Origin of the sequence: Microbacterium sp. 1154, from assembly GCF_031455375.1 — a bacterium.
In the GTDB taxonomy this organism is placed as follows: Bacteria; Actinomycetota; Actinomycetes; order Actinomycetales; family Microbacteriaceae; genus Microbacterium.
Window position 1 is genome coordinate 16,438 of record NZ_JAVDSN010000010.1, and the last position, 16,920, is coordinate 33,357.

Annotated in this window: 20 protein-coding genes; 14 read left to right on the plus strand and 6 right to left on the minus strand. The window is 64.9% G+C overall.

Features of this window, described 5'->3' with window-relative positions:
- The first annotated feature begins 143 nt into the window (after window positions 1–143).
- The 7 genes from J2X55_RS17230 (at window position 144) to J2X55_RS17260 (ending at window position 5,988) form a co-directional block, all read left to right on the plus strand.
- Window positions 144–1,442: a DNA sulfur modification protein DndB gene (locus tag J2X55_RS17230; protein WP_309824949.1), complete on the plus strand. Its 1,299-nt coding sequence runs from the start codon at window positions 144–146 to the stop codon at window positions 1,440–1,442.
- Window positions 1,443–1,626: 184 nt separating this feature from the next.
- A complete protein-coding gene (locus J2X55_RS17235; RefSeq protein WP_309824950.1) occupies window positions 1,627–1,758 on the plus strand; it encodes a hypothetical protein in 132 nt (43 codons plus the stop codon).
- 116 nt (window positions 1,759–1,874) lie between these two features.
- A complete protein-coding gene (locus J2X55_RS17240) occupies window positions 1,875–2,639 on the plus strand; it encodes an EcsC family protein (protein ID WP_309824951.1) in 765 nt (254 codons plus the stop codon).
- 141 nt (window positions 2,640–2,780) lie between these two features.
- Window positions 2,781–3,941 carry a DNA cytosine methyltransferase gene (locus J2X55_RS17245; protein ID WP_309824952.1) on the plus strand — a complete coding sequence of 387 codons (1,161 nt, stop codon included), beginning with the start codon at window positions 2,781–2,783 and terminating at the stop codon, window positions 3,939–3,941.
- On the plus strand, window positions 3,941–4,741 hold the full coding sequence (locus J2X55_RS17250; protein WP_309824953.1) for a GIY-YIG nuclease family protein: 801 nt from the start codon (window positions 3,941–3,943) through the stop codon (window positions 4,739–4,741). Before J2X55_RS17245 ends, J2X55_RS17250 begins: the two co-directional genes overlap by 1 nt.
- A gap of 675 nt (window positions 4,742–5,416) precedes the next feature.
- Entirely contained in the window at window positions 5,417–5,692 is a 276-nt protein-coding gene (locus J2X55_RS17255) for a hypothetical protein (RefSeq protein WP_309824954.1), read from the plus strand.
- Window positions 5,693–5,739: 47 nt separating this feature from the next.
- Window positions 5,740–5,988 carry a hypothetical protein gene (locus J2X55_RS17260; RefSeq protein WP_309824955.1) on the plus strand — a complete coding sequence of 83 codons (249 nt, stop codon included), beginning with the start codon at window positions 5,740–5,742 and terminating at the stop codon, window positions 5,986–5,988.
- A 137-nt stretch (window positions 5,989–6,125) separates the two neighbouring features.
- Here J2X55_RS17260 and J2X55_RS17265 read toward each other — a convergent pair whose 3' ends face one another.
- The 6 genes from J2X55_RS17265 to J2X55_RS17290 all read right to left on the minus strand — a co-directional run bounded on the left by J2X55_RS17265 (window position 6,126) and on the right by J2X55_RS17290 (window position 9,958).
- Window positions 6,126–6,374: a glutaredoxin family protein gene (locus J2X55_RS17265; RefSeq protein WP_309824956.1), complete on the minus strand. Its 249-nt coding sequence runs from the start codon at window positions 6,372–6,374 to the stop codon at window positions 6,126–6,128.
- 270 nt (window positions 6,375–6,644) lie between these two features.
- Window positions 6,645–7,019 (minus strand): hypothetical protein, encoded by a 375-nt coding sequence (locus tag J2X55_RS17270; protein ID WP_309824957.1) that lies wholly within the window; start codon window positions 7,017–7,019, stop codon window positions 6,645–6,647.
- Window positions 7,019–7,684 carry a ParA family protein gene (locus J2X55_RS17275; protein WP_396653272.1) on the minus strand — a complete coding sequence of 222 codons (666 nt, stop codon included), beginning with the start codon at window positions 7,682–7,684 and terminating at the stop codon, window positions 7,019–7,021. The genes J2X55_RS17270 and J2X55_RS17275 overlap by 1 nt, the downstream gene beginning before the upstream one ends.
- Before the next feature lie 232 nt (window positions 7,685–7,916).
- A complete protein-coding gene (locus J2X55_RS17280) occupies window positions 7,917–8,801 on the minus strand; it encodes a hypothetical protein (RefSeq protein ID WP_309824958.1) in 885 nt (294 codons plus the stop codon).
- 495 nt (window positions 8,802–9,296) lie between these two features.
- Window positions 9,297–9,527 carry a hypothetical protein gene (locus J2X55_RS17285; protein WP_309824959.1) on the minus strand — a complete coding sequence of 77 codons (231 nt, stop codon included), beginning with the start codon at window positions 9,525–9,527 and terminating at the stop codon, window positions 9,297–9,299.
- Window positions 9,528–9,613: 86 nt separating this feature from the next.
- Window positions 9,614–9,958, minus strand: coding sequence for a winged helix-turn-helix domain-containing protein (locus J2X55_RS17290; protein ID WP_309824960.1), 345 nt, complete (start codon window positions 9,956–9,958; stop codon window positions 9,614–9,616).
- A 250-nt stretch (window positions 9,959–10,208) separates the two neighbouring features.
- Here J2X55_RS17290 and J2X55_RS17295 point away from each other — a divergent pair, with 250 nt between their 5' ends.
- The 7 genes from J2X55_RS17295 (at window position 10,209) to J2X55_RS17325 (ending at window position 16,800) form a co-directional block, all read left to right on the plus strand.
- Entirely contained in the window at window positions 10,209–10,598 is a 390-nt protein-coding gene (locus J2X55_RS17295) for a hypothetical protein (RefSeq protein WP_309824961.1), read from the plus strand.
- A gap of 493 nt (window positions 10,599–11,091) precedes the next feature.
- Window positions 11,092–11,436, plus strand: a complete 345-nt coding sequence (locus J2X55_RS17300; protein ID WP_309824962.1) for a hypothetical protein — start codon at window positions 11,092–11,094, stop codon at window positions 11,434–11,436.
- A complete protein-coding gene (locus J2X55_RS17305) occupies window positions 11,433–11,747 on the plus strand; it encodes a TrbC/VirB2 family protein (RefSeq protein WP_210076990.1) in 315 nt (104 codons plus the stop codon). The genes J2X55_RS17300 and J2X55_RS17305 overlap by 4 nt, the downstream gene beginning before the upstream one ends.
- Before the next feature lie 8 nt (window positions 11,748–11,755).
- The gene (locus J2X55_RS17310; RefSeq protein WP_309824963.1) at window positions 11,756–12,457 is read left to right on the plus strand and encodes a hypothetical protein; all 702 of its coding nucleotides are present in this window, start codon (window positions 11,756–11,758) and stop codon (window positions 12,455–12,457) included.
- Entirely contained in the window at window positions 12,445–13,752 is a 1,308-nt protein-coding gene (locus tag J2X55_RS17315; protein WP_309824964.1) for a hypothetical protein, read from the plus strand. Before J2X55_RS17310 ends, J2X55_RS17315 begins: the two co-directional genes overlap by 13 nt.
- The gene (locus J2X55_RS17320; protein WP_309824965.1) at window positions 13,745–15,253 is read left to right on the plus strand and encodes an SCO6880 family protein; all 1,509 of its coding nucleotides are present in this window, start codon (window positions 13,745–13,747) and stop codon (window positions 15,251–15,253) included. Before J2X55_RS17315 ends, J2X55_RS17320 begins: the two co-directional genes overlap by 8 nt.
- The gene (locus J2X55_RS17325) at window positions 15,250–16,800 is read left to right on the plus strand and encodes an ATP-binding protein (RefSeq protein ID WP_309824966.1); all 1,551 of its coding nucleotides are present in this window, start codon (window positions 15,250–15,252) and stop codon (window positions 16,798–16,800) included. The genes J2X55_RS17320 and J2X55_RS17325 overlap by 4 nt, the downstream gene beginning before the upstream one ends.
- The last annotated feature ends 120 nt before the right edge of the window (window positions 16,801–16,920 follow it).

Genomic DNA, 16,920 nt, shown 5'->3' on the forward strand with positions numbered 1-16,920 from the left:
GTAGCAGAGTCCGCGTACGTCGGTGCTCCACGACCACCGCGCAGCTGAGGGCAGTCGAACGCAGCATGCCGGCCGACGGACACCCCCTTGCGCCGGTCTTATTAGTGCGCTAATGTCATCAACAACGCACAGTTAGGAACGTCATGACCATCAGTCTGGAAGCTGGGGCTATCCCTGAGGGACTCGGCATCATCAAGCCGCTGGAGTTGCCCGCGACGAAATACCGGCAGGGTACGCGCCAGATGTACAACGTCGTAATTACCGTGGGCCAGCTGTCGCAGCTGATCGTGAAGCGGCCTGACCCGAACGTCCCGATCGAGGGCAACCGCAAGGTCGATGGTCGTCGTGCGCTGGCTTTCGGGCGTTACGTGCAGAACAAGGACACTTGGGTTGCTCCGGCGATTATTGTCAGAGCGCCGTCGGGGGACGTGACCTTCAACCCTGCCCACGAGTTCGGCGATGGCACGGCCTGGGGAACTCTCTCCATTCCGATCCAGCAGCTCACCGACATCCAGATTCTGGACGGCCAACACCGCACTCTCGGTTTCTTCAACGCGATCGATGAGATGAATTCCAAGATTACGAAGACCAGAGAAACGGAACTCGCAGCCGAACGTAACCAGGACGACGCCACCAAGGCCATGTACACGAAGCAGCTCGTTGAGCTGCGGCGCAAACGCGACCGGGTGATGGCCGAGCACATCTCGATCGACCTTGCCGTCGTCAATTCGAAGGAGTCGACAGAGATGTTCGTCGACATCAACAACAACTCGAAGGGCGTCAACCCCGATTACACGTCGTACCTAGATCGACGCGATGTCGTGAACCGGGTGTCGGCGGATCTGATGGAGAAGCACCCATTGCTTGTGGGACGTGTCGAGATTGGCCAGGGGACGAGGATGTCCATGACTAACCCCAACTTGCTCGGCGCTAAGGGCGTTGCGGACATCGTCCGAGCGGTACACGTCGGGGCCTCAGGGCGGATCGGCGCGCGCGTGGATGATGAGATGCGCGCAGATGAGACGAAAGCAATCCGTCGAGTCGAGCGCTTCCTCGACGTCATGGTCGACTCCTTCCCTGACCTGCAAGCGGTGCGAGATGGCGCTCTCACTCCGATCGAGCTCCGCAACACCTCGATGTTGGGCTCACTCACCATGTGGCGCGTCCTCGCGTCGGTGTATCGAGAGCTCACGGCCATGAATGACCGCAACCCGGAACCCTTCTCGCGTATCGAGGTGCAGACGTTCTTCGAGTCTCTCGGTCCCGAGATGAAGGCCATCCCTGTGACGGACCCCGAGTCTTTCTGGATGCAGACCGGCGCGTTTAAGGTCGGCGGCAGCGCACCGCAAGCGATGCAGGGGGCGCTCATTCAGCTTGCTAACGCCTTGACGGCTCGCGCTCGCGAGACCCGCGTTCTGGACCACGAACGCTCAGAGGACTGAGCACATGCGCAACAAGTTTCAGTGTCGAGTCGTCGACTCGACCCGTCGTACTCGCCGCCTGCGGTGTGCGTCGTCACAGAAAAGGGTCACCCTCCACCCGGTTGGGGGTGAAGGGTGCGACGCACTTCTCAGGGTGGTTATCGTCGCAATTTACCCCACGCAGGCGAGAGGGGAGGTAACCGCTATGAAGAAGGCAAGCAACCGCGTCACGAGCAAGGCTGTGGCGTCTAAGGCCTCCAAGCTCCTCAGCGACGGACGTACGTCCGCGCGCACGAAGAGCGTCGCCGCCAGCGCTCTTTCTCAGAAGAAGCGCTAAGAGACCCGCAGGGGAGGTCCGTATCAACCTGCGGACCTCCCTCCTTCCGGTACCCCCTCACCAGGGACGGCGGTTGCTGGACAGGCGAGAAGAACACAGCCCAGTACAGTTCGAACATGACGGCAAACGAGGATCTCGCGCCATCCGAGTCGAAATTTTCACAGGTGCTGGACGCCGCCGCGCGGTTGCCAGGCGTGCGAATCAACCGCGCGGCATATCTACGCGTGGCGCTGAAGCGGTATTGCACCGAAAATCAGATCGAGCGCGCGATCACCGAGACGCCCGCTGCCGCGGGCATCCCCCTGAAAACCATCCACGAGGCAGCCAACGCCTCCATCGGATACGAAACGACCAAGGTCACGGGTCTCTCCGCGATCGCTGGCATTCCCGGCGGCCTCGCCATGATCGGCACCGTGCCGGCTGACTTGGCTCAGTACATGGGCCACATGCTGCGCATCTCACAAAAACTCGCCTACATCTATGGGTGGCCGGCCCTCTTCGATGGCGAAGACCTGGACGAGGCAACCGAGAGCATGCTCATCCTCTTCGTCGGCGTGATGTTCGGCGTCCAGCTCGCGCAAGGCGGAGTCACCAAGGTCGCAGCGATGATCGCCGCCAATGTTGCCAAGAAGCTCCCCCAACAAGCTCTGACTAAGGGGGTGCTCTACCCCGTCGTGAAGAAGGTCGCCGCCCATCTCGGTGTCAGCATGACCAAAAAGCTCTTCGCGGGCGCCGTGGCGAAAGCTATCCCCCTCGTGGGCGCCGTCATTTCAGGTGGCCTGACCCTAGGCACTTTCCTGCCAATGGCAAAGCGCCTGCAAAACCACCTAGCCACCCTGGAGCTCACCAAGCCCGGGCACCGGACCGAGGGAGCTAGCTAATGAACGCCGGGAGAGCCGAGCGGGCTTGATGCGGGCGGGGCTCAAGACCCGCCGGTAGGTGCCGGTTCTTGCGCTCGCGTCTGCGGGTAGAAAGAGAGACCGCCCGACCGCGTGGGGTAGAGGGTCTGTACGCTGGCACGCATGGGGAACGTAACGCCGATCAATGCCGCCAGGCCAAAGGTTCTGGAGTTCTTCGCGGGCATCGGCCTCGCGCGCATCGGCCTCGAAGCGGCGGGATTCCGGATTGCTTGGGCGAACGACTACGAGCCCGACAAGAAGGCGATGTACGACGCTCACTTCGGTCACACCGAAGATCACTCATTCCACCTGGGCGACATCGGCCAGGTGAAGGTCGCGGAACTGCCCCGGGACGCCTCGCTTGCCTGGGCATCTTCCCCCTGCACCGACCTGTCGCTGGCAGGGGGGCGCGCCGGTCTCGCGGGCGCGCAGTCGGGCACCTTCTGGCACTTCATCCGCCTTCTCGAAGAGCTCGGCGACGACGACCGCCCCGGCGTCGTAGTGCTAGAGAACGTCACGGGTCTGGCAACCTCCCACGGCGGCGACGACCTGGCCGCAGCCATCCGCGCGTTCAACAAGCTGGGTTACAGCGTCGACGTGCTCGCCCTTGACGCGCGCCGCTTCATCCCGCAGTCGCGCCCTCGTCTGTTCCTCGTCGGCGCTCAGAACCCGCCCAAGGATGTGGCCGACCCTAACTCCGAATTGCGCCCCGACTGGCTTCAGTGGGTCTACGGCGACGCCTCCCTGCGCACTCATCGCGCTCCGCTTCCTGCGCCTCCCCTGCCCCTCACGAGCGGCCTGGGTGAACTCGTCGAGCAGATGCCCGTCGATGACGAGCGCTGGTGGGATCGCGACCGCACCGAGGCGTTCGTATCGTCGTTGTCGCCCATGCAGCGCGAGCGCATCGCCGAGCTTCGCCGCACGCCCGGCGTGAAGTACCGCACCGCCTACCGCCGTACCCGTAACGGCGTCGCAGTCTGGGAGGTGCGCCCCGACGACATCTCCGGATGCCTACGCACCGCCCGCGGCGGATCGTCCAAGCAGGCCGTCGTGAAGCTGGGGAGCAAGCGCCTCCAGGTTCGCTGGATGACCCCACGCGAGTACGCCCGCCTCATGGGCGCGGGCGACTACGACCTGAGCGGCGCACGCAACAATCAGGCCCTGTTCGGCTTCGGTGACGCCGTGGCCGTGCCTGCCGTCGAGTGGCTAGGCGAGCATTACCTCGCACCACTGGTGCGCGGCGAATTCGGAGTGGGAGCGAGCACGGTGCGGAACGTCGTCTGATGGGCAGCACCAGCCGCCCTCGGACGACTACGGCAGCGAAGAAGCCGAAGAAGAAGGACCTGCCCGCTGGCATCGTCAAGGAATTCCGTTCCCTCTTCGACGAAGCAAAGAAGACAACTGACGATCAAGGACGGCGTGTCACAGGCGCGAAGTGGGGTGTGTACGCGTTCTACGACTACGACGGAGAACCGATCTACGTCGGGCAGACCAAAGAAAGTCTCGCCACTCGACTGAACCGCCACCTAACAAATCAGCGCACGGACGCCGTCGCAATGCGGATTTTGGATGTCTTTGAAGTGGCTGAGCTGGAGGTTTGGCCCCTCTGGGAGCTGCAGGACACCCCCAGCAAGCGGGATGATGCCGACGCGTTCACGGCAGCTCAGACGCTGCTCGACAAGCACGAGTACTCCGCCTACCTCCAGGCAATCAAGGACAGCAAGTTCGGCGCGATTCTCAACGAAAAAATCCCGCCGCCGTCCAAGCCCATGGAGTTACCTCAATCGTTCCGGTTCCCCCTGGTCTCGAATGAGACACGCGAGGAGCGCGGACATCCCGATGTTCGCATCGCGAGACGCGCTGAGACAATCTCACGGCTTGCGGCAGTGGCCCATGAGCGCGGCGAGGTGTCCGCGGGCCTTCGGCGCGTTCTGGTGATTCAAGCTGTCCGGCTTGCTTACAAAGCCGCGGAGCGCTTTAACGTCGCCGAAGGTGAGCCCGCACCTGATCCCTCGTCGATCTCCGTGGAGGGTCTAATTGGTTCGGTCCTCTACCCTACGGACGACGAGGGCAGCGGGGACTGATCGTCGCCCCTGCCTCTCTAGTCGTGGATTGTCACAGCAGTGCGCGTCACGGCACACCTCTGCACTCGAGATCACACGCGACGCTCCTCGAGGTCGCCGGCAAGATCCGCCTCGCTTACGGATCCCCATCCGAACTCATCGCCCATCGGGGCGGGCCACTCTGATCAAAGGTCGAGAGAGACAGAACCGGCTCCACGTGCTTGCCCGTGGAGCCGGCGGAGCCTTAGCTCCCTGTCATCACCTCAATGAAAATCTTGACCGCCGCATATACGACGACCTTTACCCACCAGAGGCGTGCTCGGTCTTTCTTCTGTTTCTCTTTCACTGACTTTTTCCTTGCATCCTGTGCGGGATGGGCAAGACGTCTGTGAGAGGGCCCCATCTGGGCTCGCGACCTCTGGCAGAGCCTTCGGCACGTTGCGAGTGATCCAGTTGGAGGGTAAGCTTCCGGTTGTAGCACCGGGGAAGTTCTTAACCCTTCTCCCCTCGCCAGCCATCCGGCTTAGGCGCAGATCGATGCCCTCAGGTTTCCTAGGACCTGGGGGCTCTTTCTTTGCCCGGGACTTGGCACCGCACACTTTTGCCGCGTCTCTTCGATTATCCCACAGGGTGCGCAAAGCTATTTGGGAGGCCCCCGCCCTCGACCTGCGGAGCCGTCTTGCATCAGTCGAACGCATGTTCGATACTTTCGGGATGCGTGACGATGGGCCTCGCTGGCATCCGCTGCTGTTGGTGCGGGAGTCTCCCCCGGCGCATTGGTCGATGCTCGACTCTCGGGATCGGGTGGTGGGGGTCATTGACCTTCGCCGCACGGCGGATGGTCTGCGTTACCGGGTGGAGCACCGGGGCGAGCTGATTGGCTGGGCGACGTCGTTGAAGATCGCAGCTGAGCGGCTGCACCGCGTCATCATTTCCGCGGCCGCGCCTGGTGGCGGGGTCAACGGTTCGTGACCGTCGACGAGGCGTAGGGGCCGCGCATGGTGCAAGTGTGGTCGCCCATGTCGCAGCTGCAGCGCTCCCCTGAGCCGGGGGTTTGGTATCTGTTCGACAAGAGCAAGCGAATCGCGATCCTTAGGATCGTCGAGGTACACGGCCGAAAACTGCTGCGTTCCGTAACCTTCGATCACGACCCCGCGCTGCGGCAGCTCATCGGCTATTTCCCAGAGGATGCGATGAAACTGGCCGTGGAGTGCACCTGGGCGGAATACCTCAAGTACACGGGGCCGTCGACGAGCAATCGGAAGTAACCGGCCATTTGCCGTGACCAATTCGGATCTCCGTCCGTCTACGGTGTGGCCCTCTCGAGCCGCCTGGTCGGCGCAGCGCCCCCCATTGTCTGCGTCGACCAGGTGTTGGCCCCGGAATCAGTGCTGTTGGGGCGCGGTCAGGTTGCAAATAGCCTGGCAACGCGGTCGATGTGGTCGGGGCGCATGTCGCACCAGTGGTCTTGGTCGTCGACGACGACGACGGGGGCCTTGGTGTAGCCGAGTTCGTCAGTGACGTACGCGTAGGCGGCGGGGTTCTCAGTGATGTTCACTTCGACGTAGGGAACCCCTTTGCCGTCGAGCATGAGTTTCGTCATGGTGCACTTCCCGCAGCTGGGGCCAGTCGTGTAGACGGTGAGCTTTTCCATCGCTTCTCTCCTCCTCGTTTTTTGGGGTGAAGGCGACTTGTCGCCGTTAGAGAGGACGGCCGGTGTGCAACCCCTGGGGCGGTGGGGGAGAGAGTTTTGGCGCGAAATAAGGGAGCGCAGCGACCGCGTGCCGAAAGTCTCGGCGGAGGCGTCGGCGCAGCCGATTGCGGACCGGGTGGCCGAACGTACACTGCCGAAGGCTTCACCCCCAATAAACGGGCCGTAGGCCTGGTCAGAGCCCGCCGGCCCTCGGGGCCGGTGTACGGCTTGTTACAGACCTACAGACTTACGGATTTCGTCTTCGGTGTCACCGCGGAGGGTTTCGCGCTGCTGCAAAAGGAGATCGATCGCGACACGGATCAGCGTGTTTTCCGTGATGCGTGGGGTTCCTGTTCGCTTGACGCGGTTGAGGCGGCGGGCTTGCTCGGTGAGGTCCGAGTACTGGTCCCCGCGGAGCCGCGTTTCTTTGCGCTCAAACGCTTTGTAGCCCGCCTGGGTGGGCTGCTCCTTTGCCGGCGAGCTGGCGGGCTCGGGAGCGGTCGGGGCGCTCGGGGTGACCGGAGGGGCGGGCTCGGTTGCGGTGGGCGGAGCGGCGGGGGTTTCCTCGAGCTTTCCGAGCATGGCCGAGAGGTCTGCGCGTGCCATCAGGCCTTCGCCTCCTTAGGGGTTGGGGTGTGATTGGCCCAGATCGCCATGAGTTCCATGGCCACGTGGGTGTAATCGAAAATGGCGTTCGAGTTCTGACGGGTGTCGGGGTACTGGGTGACGACGCGGCCGGTCAAGGGCGCGTCGGCGTGGGCGGCGTAGAGCCGAATGTATTGCTTGAATCGCGGGAGTTTGAGGCCGTCGTCGACGAGCCGTTCCCAGTCTTCGAGTTGGCCGGCGCGACGACGGTCGATCTTGCTCAGGAGGACGCGGAAGGGGATCCCGCGGGGTTCGATGTGCTGACGGATGGTTCGGACCATCGCGGGCGTGTTCAGGGGCTCGGGGTTCAAGGGGAGAACGACGAAATCGGCAACGTCGAGGACTGCGGACAGGACTCGTGTGTCTTCAAGGCTGCCGGGGGTGTCGACGAAGATGGTGTCGAAGTCGAGTTCCCTGAGGCGCGCGAGGTTGCTGGGGTCGACGTCGGCGGCGAAGGTGAAGGGAAGAGACTCCCCCGCGTTCTCCGCCCACCAGGTGGTCGACTGCTGAGGGTCGACGTCGACGACGAGCACGCGGGAGTGCTTGGCCATGACGGCGGCGAGGTTCATGGTGGTGGTCGTCTTTCCAACCCCACCTTTCTGGCCCACGAGGGCGACGATGCGCATACCGGCTCCGATCCGATGGTGCACCCGACATGTGCCGAGCGCCGTCTGTTACTGCGTGAGTTTGTAAGTACCGAAGATCGTAGGTACGAAGTCCCGGACTCTGTATTTACCTCAGAGTAACAGACTTACAAGGTACAGACTACCAACCTTGTGACTTACAGAGTTACAGGCTTTGTGGGTCTGTTCGTAGGTGTGTCGGAGGCAACCGGAGCGCAGCGGAGGGCGGCAGCCATTAGCTCGGGCCCGTGTGTTCGGTGGGTAAATCCCGCACAGGGTGGGGAGGGGCGAACCTACGACGCACCGAGCGCGGACGGGCCGGGAATTTCGCGTGCATGTGGGCAATCACGGCGTCAATCTCGTCCGCACAAGCGACGAGTTCGGCCCGGCGTGCGGCCTCGCCGGCGGCGTCCGCTGCTTGGCGCTCGGCTCGACGCTGACTCTCGTCGTGCAGCTGCAAAAACGGTGAAGCCGCGCCGGGGTCGATCGTGGCGCGAAGCAGCCAGACGAAGTATCCGAATGGGTCTCGTTGCGATTCGACGTCGACGAGAGCGATACCCCGTTCCAGGCGACCGCGCTGGATTGCGTCGAGCAACGATGCTGCCGTCCATCCGCACCCGCTGAGTCCGTGCGCGTCCAGGACGTCGCAGAGTTTGCCGACGTGCGAAGTCGCACGATCGAGCCACGACATTCGGCCACACAGCCCCGCGGCGAGACGTTGAATGTCGATCGGGCGAGGTCGGCTGGGTGCCGATTTTTGCCAACTGTGTGTCATAGCGGGGCGTCGCGAAGCGGCCTCTTTTCGCGTGCGCGGATGCGCGCGCCTTGGTGATCTCTTTTCAACGTAAGGGATCTTCTTAACCCCCCTACGGGTGGGTAGCTGGACATTTTCCACAGCGGTGCAGTCGCTGCCGGCGGGGGGCGTGTATCCGTGGGGGAGGGTGAGCGCCCTTGTGGATGCCGCGCGCAGCTGATGGCCACCGTGCTTAGCGTGAGCTTGCTCGCGCTCTGCGGTGGTCAGGTAGCGCCCCTCTGCAACGGTGACGGCCAGGCCGAGCGCTTCGAGAAGGTGCCGCGCACGCTGCACAGTCTTTCCACTCATGCCGAGTTGCTTTGCCACCGTCTCGTGTGCGGTGGCCACGCCGCGGCCGGTGGCCTGGTCCGCGGCCGTTCGGTCGGCGTGCGCGACGCGGAGAAGCGTGTCACGGGCGACCCTCGCCCGTCGACGAGCACCCTCACCCTCTGGGGTGCTGAGGATATCCATCACGGCGTCGAACCAGACGGACGCGCTCGGCCAGGCCCTGAGCGGCCCGTAGAGGCCTTCGGGTGCCGGGAGTGTCCAGCTGCCGCGCCGCGCTGCGCTGGTGCGCTGTGCGGTGTCCTGCGGTTGCGTAGGCCGAGAATCCCGCGACACGCGGGAGGAATCTGGCTTTTGGGAATGCGGATGGGCGCGGGGGCGCGCTAAAGTATGCATTGTTCTCCTGGTTGCGTCAGGGAACGACGAAGGCCCGGTTCCACCGGTACTTCTTGGAAACCGCCTTCATCTGGGACCGCCGGCAAGCAAGTCAGATGAGGCACATGAGCTTTGAGGCCCGCTTCGGCGGGCCTCTTCTCGTTAGGCCGAGTCGATAGGCAACTCCCCGTCTTTCAGCGGCACAGGAGGCAGCCAAATGGCGCGGCCGCGCTCGTCAAGGGGCATGTGCTGCGCAAGCTGATCGATGAGCGCGCCAGCGGACATGCCGCTCTGTTCTGCGATCGCTTTGATGCGCTCGCGCGTGGACTCCTCGATTTCCCACCCCGCGGTCACGGGCTTATGCCGTGTGTTGCGGGGGAGTCTGGGGGCCATGACTCCGACCGTAGCGCTAGGGGTAAGCGCCGCGGCCTCGTGACACGCCGATGGCGCAGTAACCTGCCCGGCGGGGTGTCAGCTTGTTACTGCTGCTCCGGTTCGACGATTCGGAGGGCTCGGCCGAGTTCTGTGTAGGCCTTGTTCAGCTCGTCCGCAACGACGCTATATCGCGCCCGCTGACCGCTCCGCTCGCTGAAAGGAAGCGTGGCCGGCGGGTCCGACTCGAGGAAACCAGCCTCTAGCAGTTGACCGAGGTGCTTACGGACGGTGTTCACCGACAGCCCTACGGCCTCAGCGACTTCGCCCGGTGTGGATCGAGGGTGATCGACGAGGGCACTGAGGACGGCGATGCGTGCGGCATTGCCGCCAAGGCCGCTAATGGCGCGCTCCAAACCGGCCGGGAGCTGCGGCACTGCGTACCTGGTCATAGATGATCATCTTCTCAAACCTCCCCATGGTCCGTAGCTAATACTCCGATGGTTAGCTACGCTGGGTCCCAATGCTAATACATCGGGTATCGGCTGCCTCAGGCGAAGCACCCGAATGGATCTACATCGGGGGGAGAGGCCAAGCGTGACCGGATACCAATTCAGCACCGTCGTCGACGGGGAGCGGGTGAACGAGGTCGAGGATGCTCTCGGCTACGTAGAGCGTCGGCTCCTGGGAAGGGTGCCCCGCGTGCTGGTGGAGCTGTGTACTCAGCTGACGGGCGCGTTCTGGGATGGTGCCGCCGCGAGCGGCGACGCAATCCGCATCGCGGGCGTGACAGGAAAGCGCTTGTCATCGACGAGCGCGGCCGACGATCGCACGCCCGAACAGGCGGCGGAAGACGAAGCAGCGGCCGCCGAGCTGGCCGCGTGGAACGCGTCGCCCGAGGGCGTGCGTGAAAACGCGTTCGGGGACTTCTTGGAAGCTCGCCGCGGTGAGACCGAGCTTGCATACCGGGCGTGGCTGGAAGAGCAAGCCGACGCGTTCACCCGCGCCCGCGCCCAGTGGCGTCTGACGCAGCGTGACCAGCTGCGAAGCGAGTTCGCCGCAACAGCTGGCGAATTCACAGGCCGCAAATAGGAACGGTCGTATGTCCACCAATTGGGGGACATACCGCAATCGAATAGAGCGCTTCATGTCCTCCCTTTGGTGGACAGATGTGTTCGATGTCGGAGCCTTCCATAAAGATGGACGGTGCCAAAAAACGAAGGGGGGTCGGGTTATGGGTTTGAAAGTCAGTGTTGGGTTATCGGAGTCCGCGGCTAAGGTCGCGCGCCAATCGCGTATCGCGAAGTCTCTTGTTCTGCTGACGTCTCCGCTCTGGCGACCCGTTGGAGCCGAGACGCCGCCAATGGTCGCGCTGCCGCTACTCGAAGCCGAAGTGGGCAAGGTCGGTGGGCCAGGGCCCTGGACCGTTGGTCTTCAACGCGTAGGCGGGGGAGTGCACGGGTTCCGGGTGTACCGCGATGGTTCGGTGAAAGCGTTCACCGAACGGGCCTTCGAGCAGGTCTGGGGCCCCGGCTCCGTCCGAGTCCCGAAACTGCGTTTTCTGGGTGCTCACCCCGGATCGGGCGTGAGCACGTGGACGCAGCTGCTCAGCGGGGCTGAGCTGTCCGTCGACGACGCCCCCGAGCACCCGCCGGTGGTCGTCGCTCGCTCCACCCTCGCCGGCATTGACGCCGCCAAAGCCCACGCCCGCACGGCCGGCGTCGTCCTCCTGGTGGCGGACGCCCCCGGCTCCGTCTCCGCTGACGTGCGCCGAGGTATTCGCGTTCTGTCCGGGGCGATCGCGGTCGTCCGTGCGCCGTGGGTGAACGCCCTCCGCGGTGTGAACACCGTTCCTGATACCCCGGCCCTGACCAAAGCGTCAGCGGCCGTCATGACCTCAATCGCCAAGCAATGGAGATACGCACAATGAACACCCTGACGATCGACCTCGCCCAGACCGCCGTCCACATGGTGCCCGCGGCGGCGTACTGCCTCCCTCAGGACGCGATGAACGCACTCGACACAGCGAAGCTGTGGACCACGATCGTGGCCGCCGCGCTGTCCGTCGTCGCGCTGATCATGATCGGCATCGGCATGTTCTTCCAGCACAGCCGCGGAGACGGCGGCCAGATGATCCGCACCCTTGGCTGGTGGATCGCTGGTGCCGTGCTCGTGGCCGCCGCATCCGGTATCGCAACGATCTTCATCAACACCGCCTCGAGCAACTGCGTCACCCGATAGGAGGAACCGTGAAGAACAACCGCGTTGGGCTCTGGGTCGCCGGAGCCGTCGTCCTCGTCGCGGTCATCGTCGGGGTCGTGGGCCTTCTATGGCCCCGCCCCGGTGAGACGCCGCCGGCAGCGACCGACAACACCTCTCAGCCGTCGACTCCGACAGGAAGCGGGGCGTGCCCCACGGCGCTCCCAGCCAGCACGACGTCTACCGTTCCCGACGATCTTCGGTGGGCGGCGAGCCAGGGCATGTCGTGGCCGGTCTCGGACACTGTGGGCCCCACGTCGACGAGCGACGGTTTCCCCGACTGCTTCCAGCAGTCCCCCATCGGGGCTGCTCTGTTCACCTCGACGTTCTACGGCTCGGTAGCCGACCACACGCCCACGGATGCAGCTCGCTTTTACACGGCACCGTCCGCCGAGCTGGACGACTATTTGCGCACGGCAGCGCCCGCCGCTCCGTCTGACGGGAGCGTCGCAGAACAGAACCAGCGTGCCGGCATCGGGGTCGCCGGGTATCGCATCGACTCGTACACGGCGGAGCACGCCACGGTAACTCTGGTTCTCACTGTTCCTAACAGCAGCACCGGATACCGGGGCATTCCTTTCGATCTTGTCTGGCACGACTCGGACTGGAAGATCGGAAAACTTTCTAGCAATACCGGAGCGAACGTCGTGATCGATGTTCTCGACGGTCAATTCACAAAGTGGGCCCGCTGATGGTCAATTGTGATAACCCGCTTGAAGCGGTCGCCAACCCCGCGCAGTGCACTGCACAGGCGATTGGCGGTCTGGTGAACAGCCAGATTTACGAGTTCACGAAGCAGCTCTATAAGGGCGCGAATGATCTGTGGACGGGGTTCTTTACGTCCTGGATTGATTCGCCGTTGTCGTCCGTGGTGGGCGGCAACACGGCCGACTGGTTCGTGTCGATCGTTGCGCCCGTCCAGGCGGCGCTTTTGGCGTTGGGGATCATGGTGGCGGGTGTCCGCATCATGCTCCTCGCCCGGGGCGAAGTCGCGGGGGAGGCCGCAAAACGGTTCGTCCGCGCGATCCTCGTGACCGCGGCCGGGGCCGGTTTCTTCCAAATCATGCTGCTCGGCTCGAACGCCCTCGCCCGCTGGTTCATCGACGTGGCGACGAACGATCAGCCGCCGAACCTGATGGGCGACATTTCCGTCTACGGACAGAACACCGCCATGGCGTTCATCTTCGGAATCTTCCTCTTCCTCGCGGTCGGCGTGCAGTGGATCATCATGATCTTCCGGGACATCGCGCTCACGGTGATCATCCCGTTTTGGCCCATCGCTGCGTCGGGCGCGATGTTCGACAAGCACGAGGCAATGTTCGAGAAGACCACGACGTGGCTCCTGGCGTTCCTGCTGTATTCACCGCTCGCGGCAGCCATGTATGGCCTGTCGATCCGGCTACGGGGCGCACAGGACGGCGTAGCCGGGGTCGTTGTCGGCCTCGGCATTTTTTTGCTCGCATTGTTCGCCCTCCCGGCTCTGTTGAAGCTGGTCGCCCCGGTCGCGGGCGCGATCGGGAGCGCGAGCCCGGGCAACATGATGATGAACGGCCTCCGCACCGTCGCCACGGCCGCGGTGGCCGGCGGCGCGATCGTCGCGTCTGCGGGGACTGCTGCGCCGGCTGTGGCCGGCGGCGGTGTCGCGGGCGCGGGCGCGGGGGCCGGCGGTGTAGCCGGGGGAGGCGCGGGAGGCCTCACGGGCGCTGGCGCGAACGCTGCGGGCGCGGCGGCCGGTGGCGGGCGCGCGGGCGGTTCCGGCATCAACTGGAACCCGCGCGGCGGCGGAAACAAGCCGTCCGGCGGCGGTGGGGACTCGTCGAGCTCCACGCCGGTAACGGTCGCCTCGGGCACGTCCACGCCGAGCAACAGCGGCGGGAACGACTCGGGCTCAGGCTCGGGCCGCGGCCTGTTGAACGCGGCGCGCGATGTGACGCACGCGCTTCCGCAAGGAACCAAGACGAGCGTGGGGGAGATGTTCGATGAGTGACACGACGAGCCGAGTCAAGTTCGGCAACTGGATGCCGACCCGCACCGCCACCCTCGGGGGGCTGACCCCGATCGGGTGGGCGGTGCTGGTCGTCTCGATGGTGGTCATGGGCATGATGTTCGCCGCCGGCCAGTTCGCCCTCGGGCTGCTCCTGGTCGCCGCGGCATTGGTGTTCGAACTGCTCTTCGTCATCCGCTTCGGCGGAGACGCAACAGGGCTAACGATCGCCTCCCGCGTCGCCGCCGCTCTGGGGGGCGTCTCGCGCATCAATCGGGGGGAGGCCCGTTTCAACACGGGCCTGTTCTCCAACCTCCCGGGGGACCGTCTGACCGCCCTCCCGGGGGTGTTGGCCAACCTCGACGAGATTGACGGCGAGGACGGTACGGGAACGCCGTTCACGTTGCTGTATCAGCCGGTGGGAAAGACCCTTTCGGCGGTGTTCTCCTGCAACCCGGACGGCACCCACCTACAGACTCAGGCGAAGATCGACGCCGACGTCGTTCGTTACGGCGGGTGGATTGCCTCGCTGTCCGCGGATTCCGCGGTGGCCGGGGCGACCGTCGTTGTCGATTCGGCGTTGCGGTCCTCCGCGCCGCTGGTGGAGAAGATCGCGGGCGACGTCGACCCCGAAGCGCCCGCGGTGGCGCGTCAGGCGCTTATGGAGGCCGCCGAGCGGCTGCCGGCCCGGTATGCGGAGATCTCGACCTGGGCAACGGTGTCGTGGTCGACGGAATCCCTCGCGCCTGGCCTGGAAGACGCGGTGGCGGAGGTCGCCGCGCGTCTTCCCGGGCACACGGGCGCGCTGCGGGACGCGGGCGGGGGAGCGGTGGTTGCGGCCACCAGCGACATGCTCGCCAAGGCGCTGCGCGTGGCGTACTCGCCGGATCGCTCGACTGAGTTCGCGCACGATGAGCTGGCCGGGTGGGAGAACCCGATGCGGGTGACCGAGGCCGGCCCCGATTTCTTCGACGACTCGAACAAGAGGGTGTGTCTGCACGATGGTGTCGCCTCAGTGACGGCGATCGTTCTGCAGCCGCCGCGTCAGAACATCACCGAAGCCACCATGGCGCATCTGTTCCGCCCCTCGGAGAAGTTTCTCCGCAAGCGCGTCACGGTGTTCTACCGATCCGTGTCGACAGGCAAGCAGGTTCAGGTGGTCGACCGTCTCGGGAAGACGGCATCCACGGTCGCGTCTGCCAAAGCGCGTCAGAGCGCACGGGATGCGAAGGCGACGGCTCACGCGAGCAAGCTCGACAAGGAAATCACGGACGGTGCGGCCCTGGTGAAGTTCGCCATGGCCGTGACGGTCACGTTCGAGCCGAGCGACAGGGCGTACCGCGACGCCATGGTGAAGCTGAAAGACCTGCTCAATTCCGCGTCGTTGACGTACCGGTTCTGCGATTACGACGCGGCAGCGGCGTTTCACGCGACGCTGCCGCTGGGGATGCTGCCGTGGAACCACGAATCTCAGGTGGAGACGATGATGGGAGCCGTCTCATGAGCCGCCTCGCCGCTGCTCTCCGCTCGAAGCCGCGCACCCTGACCGCGAACGGGTTCCTTGGCCGCGGGGGCGGCCGGTGGGGCGGTGTCCCGCAAGCGCCGCTGTGGTACGGCTCGTCCGTCCAGGTGTGCGGCATCTACCCCTTCACCACGGGCACCGCCCGCCCGGTGTCAGGGGCCCCGCTGGGCCGTGATCTGCTCAGCGGTACCGCTGTGGCCATGGATCACCACTCGCTCTACATGGAGGGCGTGATTTCCTCGCCCTCCATGTTCTTGTTCGGGATCAACGGCGTCGGAAAGTCGTCGACGGCGCAGACGATGACGCTCGGGATGATGGCGCGGGGAATGATCCCCGCCGTCTTCAACCCGCTGAAAAAGGGCGAGCACACCGGCCTGGTGGAAAACGCCGGCGGGGCCGTGTTCGAGTACGGGCCCACCGCGCGCCACCAGCTGAACCTCCTGTCCCGCGGCCCCCTCGGGACCGCCGCGGAACGCATCGGCGGGGACACGGGTGCGGAGCTGCGCCGGCTGGCGACGTGGAAGGTCGTCCAGCAAGCCCAGCTCGCGCTCCGTGTCAGCCGCGGCGTGCTCCTGGACGACATCGACGACGCAGTGGTCGAGGCAATGGTGGAAGACATCCTCAGTCGGACGCGCCGCCCCGTCACGGCCGATCTTGCGGCGGCGTTCAACGCTCCCTCGGAGCGGGTGCTGGCCGTGTCCGGTCAGCCGACGCCCGAGAAGTTCCGCAAGCGCTTCGCCCGATTGGGGGAGTCCCTGCGGGCGATGCTCGGTGGTGATCTGGGGCGTCTGCTCGGGGGCACGGATTCGATCGAAATCGACCCGGGCAACCGGGGCGGTTTCTGCTTCGACACGTCCTCAATCCCCGACACGGCCTCCAAGCTGCTGTCCACGGCCATGCTCATGTCGTGGTCGCTCGGCATGGACGCGATCGACGCGCACTGGGAGCTCGCCAAGTACGAAGCCGGCCAAGCAGCGGCAGCTGCAGCCGCGGGCGAGGTCTATATCCCGAAGGTGGTGTGGTCGGGCTACACGACCCTGATGGACGAGTTCTGGTACCCGATGCGGACCACTGACGGGATCGTCGACAGGGTGGACGCGCTGTCGCGCTCCAACCGCTCGGTGGGAACGGCGGAGATGAAGATCACGCACTCCCCGAAAGACATGCTCTCCCTGAAAAACGAGGAAGACCGCCAGAAAGCCCGCGGCCTCGCGGAGCGCTCCGGGCTGCTTGGGCTCATGGCTCTTACCAACGAAGACCTGCACGTGCTCGGGGAAGTGAAGCCGCTCACCGCGCAGGAAATCCGGTACGTGTCGTCGTTCAACGCCGCCGGCAGCTGGGGCAACAAGGCCCGCGCCACCGGCCGGCAGGCGGCCCCTCCGGGCGCCGGAAAGATCCTGTTCAAGGTCGAGGGACGCCCCGGCGTCCCCGTGCAAATGGTGCAGACCCCGACCCAGCAGAACCTCCACATCACCGATGAGCGGTTCCGCGAACAGTCCCGTGCCAACCGAGAGAGGGCCCGCGTCTGATGTCCGCTGCAACTCGATCGAACGACGGCGCGGCCGTCATCCTCGTCTTCGCCGCGATCGCGGCCGCGATCGCCGCCGGCCTGGTGGCGGTGTGGTCGCTTGCGGCGTGGATGACCACCG